The 12916-nt window shown below is 46.3% G+C and carries 12 protein-coding genes and 1 riboswitch; of the genes, 2 read left to right on the top strand and 10 right to left on the bottom strand.

The genetic code is table 11. The annotated features are described in order from the left end of the window. Positions 1-407: 407 nt before the first annotated feature. The 7 genes from purB to MHH50_RS03280 all read right to left on the bottom strand — a co-directional run bounded on the left by purB (position 408) and on the right by MHH50_RS03280 (position 8414). Positions 408-1703, bottom strand: a complete 1296-nt coding sequence (gene purB / locus MHH50_RS03310) for an adenylosuccinate lyase (protein WP_036680917.1) — start codon at positions 1701-1703, stop codon at positions 408-410. A 5-nt stretch (positions 1704-1708) separates the two neighbouring features. Continuing rightward, positions 1709-2941 (bottom strand): 5-(carboxyamino)imidazole ribonucleotide synthase, encoded by a 1233-nt coding sequence (purK, locus tag MHH50_RS03305; protein ID WP_076309277.1) that lies wholly within the window; start codon positions 2939-2941, stop codon positions 1709-1711. Beyond that, positions 2938-3423, bottom strand: a complete 486-nt coding sequence (purE, locus tag MHH50_RS03300) for a 5-(carboxyamino)imidazole ribonucleotide mutase (protein ID WP_036680920.1) — start codon at positions 3421-3423, stop codon at positions 2938-2940. The genes purK and purE overlap by 4 nt, the downstream gene beginning before the upstream one ends. 305 nt (positions 3424-3728) lie before the next feature. Beyond that, positions 3729-3830, bottom strand: a riboswitch (purine riboswitch). Positions 3831-4063: 233 nt separating this feature from the next. Next, positions 4064-4498, bottom strand: coding sequence for a universal stress protein (locus MHH50_RS03295; RefSeq protein WP_036680923.1), 435 nt, complete (start codon positions 4496-4498; stop codon positions 4064-4066). Between the two features lie 40 nt (positions 4499-4538). Continuing rightward, entirely contained in the window at positions 4539-4802 is a 264-nt protein-coding gene (locus tag MHH50_RS03290) for a DUF1294 domain-containing protein (RefSeq protein ID WP_036680925.1), read from the bottom strand. A 91-nt stretch (positions 4803-4893) separates the two neighbouring features. Then, positions 4894-6117 carry an MFS transporter gene (locus tag MHH50_RS03285; RefSeq protein WP_339281646.1) on the bottom strand — a complete coding sequence of 408 codons (1224 nt, stop codon included), beginning with the start codon at positions 6115-6117 and terminating at the stop codon, positions 4894-4896. A gap of 161 nt (positions 6118-6278) precedes the next feature. Then, the gene (locus tag MHH50_RS03280; RefSeq protein WP_340033928.1) at positions 6279-8414 is read right to left on the bottom strand and encodes a DNA topoisomerase 3; all 2136 of its coding nucleotides are present in this window, start codon (positions 8412-8414) and stop codon (positions 6279-6281) included. Positions 8415-8541: 127 nt separating this feature from the next. Between MHH50_RS03280 and tsaA the strand changes: the two genes are divergently transcribed. Together tsaA and MHH50_RS03270 are read left to right on the top strand one after the other, a co-directional pair. After that, positions 8542-8988, top strand: a complete 447-nt coding sequence (tsaA, locus tag MHH50_RS03275) for a tRNA (N6-threonylcarbamoyladenosine(37)-N6)-methyltransferase TrmO (protein ID WP_076128454.1) — start codon at positions 8542-8544, stop codon at positions 8986-8988. Positions 8989-9038: 50 nt separating this feature from the next. Then, positions 9039-9956 (top strand): AraC family transcriptional regulator, encoded by a 918-nt coding sequence (locus MHH50_RS03270; protein WP_340033927.1) that lies wholly within the window; start codon positions 9039-9041, stop codon positions 9954-9956. Positions 9957-10063: 107 nt separating this feature from the next. On the opposite strand, the gene MHH50_RS03265 is transcribed toward MHH50_RS03270, so the two are convergent. The 3 genes from MHH50_RS03265 to MHH50_RS03255 form a co-directional block, all read right to left on the bottom strand. After that, a complete protein-coding gene (locus MHH50_RS03265; protein ID WP_340033926.1) occupies positions 10064-11251 on the bottom strand; it encodes a DUF4179 domain-containing protein in 1188 nt (395 codons plus the stop codon). Further along, entirely contained in the window at positions 11226-11813 is a 588-nt protein-coding gene (locus MHH50_RS03260) for an RNA polymerase sigma factor (protein ID WP_076128449.1), read from the bottom strand. The genes MHH50_RS03265 and MHH50_RS03260 overlap by 26 nt, the downstream gene beginning before the upstream one ends. 196 nt (positions 11814-12009) lie before the next feature. Continuing rightward, positions 12010-12762: an acyl-ACP thioesterase domain-containing protein gene (locus MHH50_RS03255; protein ID WP_076279490.1), complete on the bottom strand. Its 753-nt coding sequence runs from the start codon at positions 12760-12762 to the stop codon at positions 12010-12012. Positions 12763-12916: the final 154 nt, after the last annotated feature.

Genomic DNA, 12916 nt, shown 5'->3' with positions numbered 1-12916 from the left:
CGATCGCTGTTATCCTCAGATTTCTTGATTTGAACCGCTTCTCGCGGTAGAAATCCGAGGATAAAGGCGAACGCTACGCTTCTACAGTTCCAAACTTCCTCTACAGTGCTCCCCCATCCAGCTTTGCATTTATTACAGCGTTCCTTAGTTCACCACTAACTTATCTTTTTTAGAGTCTCAAAGGCGTAACTCCGAGGAATGTTTGGAATTCCGATCGCTGTTATCCTCAGATTTCCTGATTGAACCACTGCCAGTGGTAGAAATCCGAGAATAAAGGCGAACGCTAACGCTTCTACAGTTCCAAAATTTCTCTCCGTTCCTTATCGACCAGTTGCATTTCAATTCTGCACAACCTTAACCGCTCGTACTATTCCTAGCTCCTTAGTTCACCACTAACTTATCTTTTCTTAGATAAGTTCTAGCTTGCGGAAGATGGTATCCACATGCTTAAGGTGCCAAGAAGGGTTAAATGCATCTTCAATCTCTTCTGGGGTGAGGACATTAGTGATTTCAGGTGTAGCTTCCACGATATCACGGAACTGCTTTTGCTCTTCCCAAGCTTGCATCGCACGTGGTTGGACGGTATCGTACGCTTGCTCGCGGCTGAAGCCTTTATCAATCAGCTTGGTTAAGATCCGGCCAGAGAAAGGAACGCCGAAGGTACGGTTCATGTTACGCTTCATATTCTCTGGGAATACAGTCAGGTTCTTCACGATGTTTCCGAAACGGTTCAGCATGTAGTTCAATAGCATTGTTGCATCCGGAAGGATGATACGCTCCACTGAAGAGTGCGAGATATCGCGTTCATGCCAGAGCGGCACGTTCTCGTAAGCTGTAACCATATGTCCGCGAATCACGCGGGACAGACCGGAAATATTCTCGCAGCCAATAGGATTCCGTTTATGCGGCATAGCAGATGAACCCTTTTGACCTTTGGCAAAAGCTTCTTCTACTTCGCGAATCTCACTCTTTTGCAGAGCGCGGATTTCGGTAGCGAATTTGTCTAGCGAGGTTGCTACCAGAGCAAGAGCTGCCATATATTCAGCGTGACGGTCGCGCTGTAGAGTTTGTGTCGAGATCGGTGCAGGGCTTGTACCCAGCTTACGGCAGACAAATTCTTCTACGAATGGATCGATGTTGGCATACGTACCCACGGCTCCGGAGATTTTGCCAAATTGCACACCGTTCGCAGCATGGCGGAAACGCTCCAGGTTACGTTTCATTTCTTCGTACCACAATGCCATTTTCAGACCAAAAGTAGTTGGCTCAGCATGAACCCCATGTGTACGGCCCATCATCGGTGTATCTTTATAAGCAATAGCTTTATCTTTAAGGATCTCAATGAAGTTAATAATATCCTTCTCTAGAATCTCATTCGCTTGACGCAACAAGTAACCCAGTGCTGTATCCACCACATCTGTGGAAGTAAGGCCGTAGTGTACCCATTTGCGTTCTGCGCCAAGGCTTTCGGAAACCGCACGAGTAAAGGCGATTACGTCATGACGTGTTTCCTGTTCGATTTCATCAATACGTGCGATGTCGAATTTAGCATCCTTACGCAGCTTAGCAGCGTCTTCATGTGGGATGACTCCCAGCTCCGCCCATGCTTCACAAGCGCAAATTTCCACTTCCAGCCACGCTTTGAATTTATTCTCCTCAGTCCAAATGGCCCGCATCTCGGGTCTGCTGTAACGTTCGATCATATTCTTTAGTTCCTCCAAAGTTTAGATTGCTCCACCCAGGATAGGCCGTCTCCGGTATCCTTGCACAGCAGATTGATATGACCCATCTTACGACCAGTCTTACTCTCAGTCTTGCCATATATATGAAGCTTAGGTACAATACCCAGCTTATTATCTTTTTCCTCATGTGTACAGGTCGCTTTAATCGCACCATCCAAATGCTGACCTAATACATTTACCATAACTACAGGTGTCAAAAGCGTTGTATCGCCCAGCGGCAGATTACAAATCGCCCGGACATGCTGCTCGAACTGTGAGGTCACGCAAGCATCCATGGTGTAATGGCCGGAATTATGCGGTCTTGGTGCCAGCTCATTGACGAACAATTCACCGTCCGCTGTGACGAACATTTCCACGGCAAGCAGTCCAACCGCATTCAGGCCTGCGATTAAAGTCTCAGCCAGCTCGCAAGCTCTGCGCTGAATGTCCGCTGACACTCTTGCAGGCACAATGGACAGATGCAAAATATTGTTTACATGAATGTTCTCAGAAGGCGGGAAGCTTTTGACCTCCCCAGATGCACTACGTGCAGCAACAACGGATATTTCGCATTGAAAAGCTACAAACTTCTCAAGCACTAGCTCCGGAATCACCTCACCGGGTGCAACCTGCCGAAAAGCTTCTTCCAGCTCTTCTTCCTGACGAATCACAGCTTGACCCTTGCCGTCATAACCGCCTGTGGCTGTCTTGAGCACACAAGGTAGTCCAAGTTCAGCCGCCGCCTCTTTTAGCTCCGCAAGGCTGTCCACCTTCCGGTACGGGGCGACCGGAACGCCCGCCGCCTCGATAGCGGCTTTTTCGCGCAGCCGATGCTGCGTGGTATACAGCAACGCGCTGCCCTGCGGCACGTACGATTCTTCCGCCAGCAGCGCTGCTACGCCCGCGTCGACGTTCTCGAACTCGTACGTGATGACGTCCGAGCGGCGGGCCAGCTCCCGCGCCGCGTCCCGGTCGTTATACGCCGCCGTAATCTGCGGCGTAACTTGACCGCTAGGCGCATCCGGCGCAGGATCCAGCGCCACGAAGCGGTACCCCATGGCGCTGCCGGCCAGCGCCATCATGCGCCCGAGCTGCCCGCCGCCGAGCACGCCGACGGTCGAGCCGGGCAGCAGCGTCCGGACGGTGTCCGCACCGGACGCTTGTGCAGCTGGCGAAGCTGCGCCGCCAGCCTCCTGCAGCTTCAGCTCCTCCGGCCTCATAAGCTGTCGCTGCTTTCCAATACTTCATCGCGGATCGCATCCCGACGCAGCTGCACACGCTGCTGCACTTCAGGGTCGAACGCTCCGATGATCTGTGCGGCCAGCAGGCCCGCATTTACAGCGCCTGCTTTACCAATAGCTACCGTTGCTACCGGTATGCCTCCAGGCATCTGCACGATGGAGAGCAGCGAGTCCAGCCCATTAAGTGCTTTCGACTGCACGGGCACTCCAATCACTGGCAGGATTGTCTTTGCAGCCACCATACCCGGCAAATGCGCGGCGCCGCCTGCTCCTGCAATAATCACGCGAATGCCGCGGCCTGCGGCTTCCTCCGCATAGCGGAACATCAAGTCCGGTGTACGGTGCGCGGATACTACCTTCTTCTCATAAGACAATCCCAGCTCTTCCAGCACCCCACAAGCGTGCTCCATCGTATCCCAATCCGACTTACTACCCATGATGACAGCTACCTGCACAGACATGATTCGACCTACCTTCCAATCACTAGTATGAGATATCTTTATCTTGTAAATCCGAACAAGCAGAGACTACATTCTCGTCCTTCAGGGATGACTATCGTTTTCCTTAATAATATAAGGTTGATGTATTACGTGTAACTTATTCCTTATATTAAAAAAGCCCGATGTCCAGACGCATTTTGCTGCGGGAGGATCGGACTAGTAAAGGAATTAGGAAAAAACACTCCCGCTTGCCTCTCACCAAACTGGCATTAAGCGCGGAAAGCTGCACAATGCATCACTCCATTATCTGGACTGCATTATCGCATTCTAGCATCCTATTTCCTCGTAGTCCGGTAATTTACGGTTCCCGGGTAGAAACTTCCGGGCCATATTCCCGGTTTTATACGAGCTCTTCATGACATCAGTTTAACAATCCCCTACACATGATGTCAACTCAAACACGAACATTGGTAAAATCACCATAATAAATGTTCGCTTTTGGGCGAATTTAAATTCTCAATAACCTTATATTTTGTGAAGAAGTACTTCTTTCCGTACGCTCCTACCTCTAGCGCTCTATGGTGTTTAAGCTCCAGATTAAGACCTGTACAGCCTTAAATTGAAAAAAAGGAACGCTATCAGCGTCCCTTTGAACTCTATATTATTTTACAACCAGCACTGGAATACGAGCGCTTTGTACTACATTATGGCTGACACTGCCCAGAACAAATTCACGTATACCGCCAAGCCCGCGGCTGCCGATAACTATGATGTCTATAGCATTTTCCTTAGCATATTTCAAAATCACTTCCGCAGGAGATCCTTGTAAAAGCTCAACCTCAGCATTCAGGCCTTCAGCCTCAAGGCGTCCCTTCACTTCCTCGGTTGTCTGCACTGCCAAATCATAATATTCTTTATTTACTGAAGCTGGTAGTGGTGCAAGAGCTTCTCCGATAAAAAATCTTGGGAATTCAAATGCGTGTACGACATGCAATATAGAACCTGGTGTGACTTTAGCGAGTTCAATTGCGCGCTCCAATGCTTGATTAGAAGCCTTTGAACCGTCATAGGCTAGCAAAATTTTAGAGAATAACATGTACGCCACCTCTTTTTCTAGTTTGTAATCCTAAAGACTATTATCTTAAAAAATAGCTGTACAAAAAAATATTCAGCAGCAGCAGAAGCGGAATTCCGATCCTGAAGGATGTATGACGCGTCTTGTGGCGCTTACGGTACATGGCAATCAGCACACCTAGTGCACCGCCCATGGCTGCCAGCAGAAAAAGTGTTTTCTCAGGTACACGTTCCCGCCTTTTGCGGGCTTTGTTCTTGTCCTCGGACATCACTACATACCCGATAATATTAATTACCACAAACCACAACATTACAACCTTGACCATTCTCCCGGGCTCCTCCTCCTTGCTTCCTATCTCTATTATATTCCCCTTTTGCACAAAAAACCAATCATCCTTACACGCTCTGCCGAGTCTGTTAAGTTTCTTTTAGCTGCTTCTGCTTCGTATCCTTCATCCATACCCAGGATAAAATTGTAGCCAACGCCGCCGCAATCCCACCTAACCAGAATCCTCCGGTCAAGCCATATACAGAGCTCATCCAACCTGCTACGAATGGCCCTGCTGACATCCCTATCGCATAAACGGCCTGATAGAAACCCATAGCTGTAGCCCGTTTAAAGGGATCTATTTCTGATACGGATTTACTCAACAGCAGCGGAAAAATAAGTCCCTGCATAAAACCATTCCCCACCTGAGTCAGACAAAGCGCCGCTAACGTCGGCATAGAAGGAATGAGCAGCGTAAACAGTGCGCTTCCCGCAAAGCCTAGCATAAGCTTCCCTCTATCACCCAGCAGCCCTCCAAACAGACGTGAGCCGTAGAGCGTTGCGATGGCATGCGGAATCATAAAAGCGAGTGTTAGCCAGCCCAAGCTTTCTTTACTTGCTCCGATATTCAGCGCCTGGTTCGGAGTATATCCGAACATCGTTATAAATAGCACACAGTGTGCCAGCACAGACAACAGTGATACTTTTACCAGCAAAGGTTCCTTTACGACACCAGCCAGCTCCTTGATCTGTATGGCATTTTGCCGTTTTTCCTGCTTTTGTTCCGGTAACCGAAGCGCAAGTATTAGTGCCGCAATAGCTACAATTCCACCAATCAGGAAGGGGGCATTCCAGCCCCAATGCTCTACCATATAGCCGCTGATCATCATGCTGGTCAATTGGGCGATTACTGTAGTGAATTGCAGCATGCCCATCGCTTTTCCAGCTTCCTCTTTTGGAAAATATCCTGCGAACATCACAGAGTACACAACCCATGCCGATGCTGCTATCCCGGATACCGCACGTGCTGCCAACGCCCAACCCGGCTGTGCTCCCCACATAAAAAGAAAACAGCTGACTCCACTCGCAATCAATCCCAGATAGATAAACGGCCGCCGCCTATTTAAATAATCTGAACCGATGCCAATGGGTATACGGAATAGGATCTGCATTAACCCATATATCCCAAGCACCATGCCCACCATAAAATACGATGCTCCCAAATGCTCAACATATGGTGAAAGCACCGGCACATAAATATAAGAAGAGAACCAAAACATAAATACAATAACCAAAAAGAAAAACCTGCTGCTTCCTTGCCCCTGTGGGCGATCTGCCGCTTTCAACGGATTCGCCTGCTGCTCAGCTGCCACCTAATCACCTGCTCCACTCATTTGCTTACCATTCTAATTCAAAGCCTATCCGTAGACCACATAAACTTACTAGGATAGAAAAAAGACTGCTGAGCACACTCAGCAGCCTTCATTATTCTAATCATTCGTTTTAATTGAAGCTAACCATCCGATGATTCCTACTACTTATCCTTCTTTTGTCCTTCAAGCGCTGCTTTCAGCAGTTCCCCAAGGTTAGAACCAATGCTTTCCTGCTTGCTGTATTGCTGCACCAGCTTTTGCTGTTCACGTTTATTAACATGCTTGTGATCCTTATCTAAGGTCTCTGTGATTCCACAGCCTAGACATTGTACGAACATGCCTGCTTTACCCTCTTTAAGCTCCATTTTCTTATGGCACTGTGGGCAGCGGCGATTCGATAGTCTTTTCTCACCTGCACGGGTGTAACCACAGTTATCTGCAGGACACACCAGCAGCTTCCCTCGTTTGCTCTTCTTCTCGAGCAGTCTTGTACCGCATTCCGGACAATGACTGTTAGAGACATTATGCGGCTTATATTCTGCTCCGCTAGTTTTCACACCTGTTACCAATTCCTGTGCCATACTGCGGATACCTTGTAAAAAGAGCTCCGGTTTGCCTTGACCACGCGCTATTTTCTCCAGCTCAGCTTCCCAACGTGCGGTTAGATCCGGGGTTCGTAGCTGAGTGGATACCAGCTCGATTAACTGCTTACCTTTTCCTGTCGGATGCAGGAGATTACCTTGCCGCTCAATCGTATCGGAGCTTACCAGCTTCTCAATAATATCCGCGCGTGTAGCCGGGGTTCCGAGGCCGTGCTTCTCCATTTGCGTCAACAGCGAAGCTTCATTATAACGCTTCGGTGCCTGTGTTCGGCCAGCACGCACCATACAGCGGCCAATCGTGACAGCAGCCCCTTCGCGCAGCTCAGGCAGCTTTACACTGCCCGCTGCCGGCTCGTCCGCAGATTCCTCCTCGTCATCACTACTCATATCCCCGCCGTATACTTCGCGCCAGCCGGCATCTTTTACTGTCGTCCCTTTGACATGGAAGCTTTCGCGTTCCACATTGACGGTTACAGCTACCGCATCATAACGAGCTGGCGGATAGAACAAGCTTATAAAACGCCGCACAATCAGATCATACAACTTACGTTCTTCAGTACTCAGACCATTTAACAATACGGTCTGTTCTGTAGGAATAATAGCGTGGTGATCACTGACTTTACTGTCATCCACGATTCGCTTCGTAATCGGCAGCTGCTTGCGCAGCAATGGACGTGCTAACGCTGCATATGGACCGACCGCAACACTATCCAGTCTTTCCTTGAGTGTGCCCGTCATATCTGAAGTTAAGTAACGACTGTCCGTACGCGGGTATGTGACAAGTTTATGCTGCTCATATAACCGCTGCAGCACACTGGAGGTCTGCTTCGCGGAGAAGCCGAACTTCCGGTTCGCATCACGCTGCAGTTCAGTCAGATCATAAGCCAGTGGATGAGGTTCACTTTTCTCACTCTTCTGTACCTTAATAATACGGCCGCTGCGTCCTGTAAGCTTATCCTTTAAGCTGGCTGTCTTATCCTTTTCGAATATTCGACCATCACCGTTACTGGCCCGCCATGCCGCTTGGAAATCCCCAAAATCAGCAGTCAGCGTCTCAAAATCGACGGAACGGAAACCCGTAATCTCCTGTTCACGATCCATGATCATCCCTAATGTCGGCGTTTGTACCCGTCCTGCTGAGAGCGGCGAACCGAACTTACAGGTCAAAGCTCTTGTGACATTCAGTCCAATCATCCAATCCGCCTCTGCGCGGCACCGTGCAGATTCATACAACCGATCAAATTCCCGGCCCGGACGGAGTTTTGCAAATCCCTCTTTAATTGCCTTATCAGTCTGCGAGGATATCCATAACCGCCGGAATGGCTTTTTCCACCCTGCCATATTCATAATCCAACGAGCCAGCAGCTCCCCTTCACGGGCAGCATCTGTAGCAACAATAAGCTCCTCAATGTCCTGACGCTTCATTAGGTGCTGGACAGCTTTATATTGCTGGTTGGTCTCCCGCAGCACCTTCAGCTTGGTCTTCTCCGGCAAAATCGGCAGATCCTCCAAGGCCCAAGTTGCAAACTTTTTATTATAATCCTCTGGTTCTGCCAGGCCGACCAAATGACCCAGCGCCCAGGTAACCACATATTTTGGACCTTCAATATAACTCTTCTGTTTATTATTACATCCCATGACCCGTGCAATCTCGCGTGCAACAGACGGCTTCTCAGCCAATACTAATGTCTTCATAATGCTCCCCTTTCCACATCAAATTTCATTATAGCATTAAATGAATGTTAGCAAATATCGTCAGGCTTTACCGTATGCCTCTGTTATACACTAGATCATATCTGATACCCGAAAGGAGTCATAGTCAATGAATGAACAAGAAAGCTATAATATATTATCTATAGGATCGGTTAGAGGTACAGCACATAATTTGCGGCTTGAAATCAACCCGGAATTCAGACCAGCGCTTAAAGGTTTATCTCAGTTTAGTCATTGCCAAGTGCTTTGGTGGCTGCATGAGTTTGCAGAGGATCATTTCCGGCAGACTACACAGATTCAGCCTCCTTATGATGCGACCTTAACTGGAGTATTCGCTTCCCGTTCCCCTATTCGCCCTAATCCGATTGGGCTAAGTGTAGCAGCAATCCTGTCTGTCGATGTAGACTCTGGAATAGTAGAGGTGGCCGGGCTTGATGCCTATCCGGGCACACCGGTTCTCGACATCAAAGCCTATTTTCCTAGTGCAGATCGCGTAATGGAAGTGACTGTTCCCGATTGGGCTGCTGCTTGGGGCGACTGGACAGCAAATCATTGAAGTAATCGTGCTAGACACCATTTCTATTAACTGTTATGGGAGGACATCTCTTGAACAATCGCCAACTAATCATTCAAGCCTTAGATCTCATTGAGGGTCGCTTAACTACGTTTCTTCCTGTAGCTGTCCTCTCCAAAGAAATGGGATACTCCCTTTATCATTTCACCCGTCTATTTCAAGCAGTCACTGGGATAGCACCCGGCGACTATATAGCCAGACGCAAAATCACTGAAGCAGCCTTAGACATTCATCGAATGCCAGAACGTTCACTCCAGGACATCTCCTTAGACTATAACTTTAGTAACTATGAGACCTTTACGCGTGCCTTCAAAAGAATGCTGCACACGACTCCCTCTCTTGTTCGAAAAAGACTTACTGAAACGAAACTCCCTTTGCTCCCTAGACTATATGAACAGGATCTACTTCAAGTCCTTTCTGATAGTGATCTCTACCCCCAGCTCGTTGATTTCGGAGAAATTATACTTCAAGGACCCATAGTTAAAGTAGACCATGATTTCTCCGTCATTTCTGATACTTGGCCTTTGCTTTTCAATAAGGTAGTCACTATATCGGATAGAATACAGCCTGAAAAATATTATCAGCTTGGCTTCTGGCCAGATGACTATGAGAGTAATGGGTTTTCGATCATGTGTGCCTGCGAACTCAGTCCTATAAAAGCAGACCACAATCAGACTTTCCCCCTTCAGATCTTACCACCCATACGTTATCTGAAATTCATCCATAAAGGCCGCTCTTGTGATATCCCTTCTACCTATAAATATATCTACGGAATCTGGCTGCCGAAAACAGAATACAGGATGTCCATTCCATTTGAATTAGAATATTATGGTGAATTGTACCTTGGACCAGATAACGAAAACTCGGTGAGTGAAATCTACATTCCATTAGAATTTTTACAAGAAGAGACTACGTTGTCGTCTTTTATAGATGACAACCGTTACTCTTAGAAATATAAAGATATTATAGTTTTTCAGCTTATAAATTCTCATTTTTTAACAAAAAGCCCGTATCTGCTATGCAGACACGGGCTTCTTTTTGCTTATGGGATTAATAGTTACTTTTGCTCCACCTGAATCGTTTGTTCAAGCTCCGGATAATAATGTTTAACTTGTTTTCCTTCTTCATCCCTTAATGCTTTATGATTTTCATCAATGGAGTAAGTAAACGGCTTAACTGTAATTGTCTTTGGTGTTTGCGCGAACGGTATGAAATCTTTGTCTACCAAAGGATAGACTATAGCTGGCAAGTTAAATGAACCACCCGATGAGAACGCATTACCTAGTTCATCAACGATTTCATAGAACATTTCAGAGGTTGTGTATCCATCCTTTTCTTTCACAGTTGGCGCTTTACCTTCTTCGCTGAGCTGTAATCTGCTTGTGGCTGGAGTTAATTCCAGCTTGGTAATCGTATAACTGAATTCTTCTACCTCTTTTGTTTGGTTCAGATCAAGCTTGATAATTCCTTCCGTTACTTTTTTCACCGGCACCTTGATTACAAAAGGCTCTGCAATTTGTGTAACCGGCACACTGATGCTTAATTCAAATTCATCCCCCAAAGCCTCTATATTATTTAGATTTCTGTAATCGTATAAAATAGCATTCTTTTTTCCCTCAACATCACCAAAAGATGACATTTGGCTCTCCAGTTTTTTCCCATTCGGCAATTTCACTTCTGCTGAACCCAACAACCCTTTTTCGGACTGGTTCATTGTCACTTTCGCATGTTGTTCTGTTAGCGATGGATCGAACTCAATCGGTTCAATAATCATCTCAGCCATCATCTTATCATTATCAATGCCTTCCCGTTCAATCGCAAAAGCCAACCGCGAGCCGTCATAATAGGCATCGGTAACCTTTAAGGTCACTCCATCATGGGTAACGCTTTGGTTAGGGGCAGTAGATAATCCTTTTTCCTCAGCAGCATTTAGACCTTTATCGTCAATCCCCTTAAAAATACTTCCTACAACAGGAATCTGCTTCAATGTTTCAGCCATGACCGGGGATACAAATCCGCTACCGATTATCCCCGCACCCAACACTGCTGCTGCCGAGGCAGCCACCAATGATTTTTTCAGAAACTTATTTCCATTCTTTCTTGACGCTCGTTTTTCCATTCCCTCGTCTCCTATTCGCTTCATAATTGAATCGCTGAAACTATCTACCGGCATTTCATGATTTTGGAATGTTTGACGAATGTGCTCCATCTTCTGACTTTCAGTTCGATCTTGCCATTTCTCCATGAGGGCTGCCTCCTTCATTCATTCTTTGCCGGACTAACTTTTTGCGTAGACGTTCAAATTTCTTGCGTAAAGTAGCTGAATTACAATCCATAATCTGACCCATTTCTTCAAAGCTGTACTGCTCAACCACCTTAAGAATCAGGAGATTGCTCTCTTCGGCTGTCAGGTCATCCATAAATAACTTCTGCAATGGCTCCTCATCGTTAGGATTATAATAGGCTTTGGGCTGCTGCTCTTTATATAGCGACAACAGACGGTTTCTTCGCTTGCGTTTGCGAACCTGATCCAGACAATGATGATAGGCCACTTTATACAGCCATGCACTAAAAGAGACTCGTTTCTCATAACGTCTGAGTTCCTGATACACTTTTACAAATATATCTTGCACAGCATCCTCTGCTTCTTCATGACTTCTCAAAATATAATAGCAATACGTATAAATCTTTCTTTCATAGGCTTGTATTATAGTTCTATAGGCTTCGCGGTTACCCGCAAGAACCTGATCGATAGCCTCTTCAATTATTGTTTGATTCACTTGGACCCCGGGGCTGCGACGTTCCAAAGAATCACCTCCTTGTTATTGACTACAACTATATAACGAATGTGATCCCTTTAATTGTGACAGGCTCAAAAAAATTTTCCAAATATGTTAGAAACATCATCCGTTTTCAATAAAAAAAGCGATTGCCCCGATTGATGTTCGGAGAAATCGCTTTTATAATAATATTCCATATTTATAAATCACTTACTTATTCGTACTATTGGACACTTTTTAACGCTATACATGCTTCAAAATATACAGTATCACTATTCTGACCGCGTACATATATACCATCATCCGTTACAGCTGAACGTAAAATAGTCAGTTCATCCCCAAACTTAGCTTCTTGTAGATAAGTAATCCGGAAGCGTGTAAACTCTGCATTATCCCATTCCGCTAAAGTGAGCGCATCACAACATAAATCCCCGTATCGGGCATTATTCAAATGTCCGTTGCTGTCCAGCCCACTATATCTTACCTGATACCGATAAGCTTCTTCCATAGTAATATCAGAAGGGATTGTTACCTTAACAGGCATATCGCCTACTGAATCGCCATTATAGTGCTTAACCTGAACTGGAAGGGCATTCGGTCTAAGTATCTTTCTCTTCTCAATATCTACTAAAGCCCATATGGATCGTGCTGTGGCGATTTCTATATGATCTGCATCGAAAATACGATAATCCCGTTGCCACAGTGCCCCTTTAGTGCCTTTACTCCAGGTATGTACGCTAAGCACATCATTCGGGCGGGGAATACGCTTAAAATCAAGATCTAACGTGATCATCATCCAGCCCATTCCTGCATTCAGAATTTCTTCCACACTTATCCCCAAATTACCCACTGCGAAGTCTGCCGCACATTGCATGATATCCAGAACAAAGGATAACTTACCCTGCGAACGATAATCCGTGTCGCTCGCATGTACAGAAAAATCTTCTATCCACACAAGATTGCTACTGTTGTCCATTGTTTATCCTCCTGCCATGCAAAATATCCTTGCATTTACTTGAAGTATCCACATATACCACTGCTCTATCCACATAAATTGGGGACTACTTTCATTTTTGAATATATTTTATTATTTCATCCACATGTTAGTAACTTTTATAATTTCGTTAATT

Source organism: Paenibacillus sp. FSL H3-0302, from assembly GCF_037982245.1.
In the GTDB taxonomy this organism is placed as follows: domain Bacteria; phylum Bacillota; class Bacilli; order Paenibacillales; family Paenibacillaceae; genus Paenibacillus_AQ; species Paenibacillus_AQ odorifer.
Note: the sequence above shows the minus strand (reverse complement) of the source record. Positions and strands in the feature narration are given on the sequence as shown.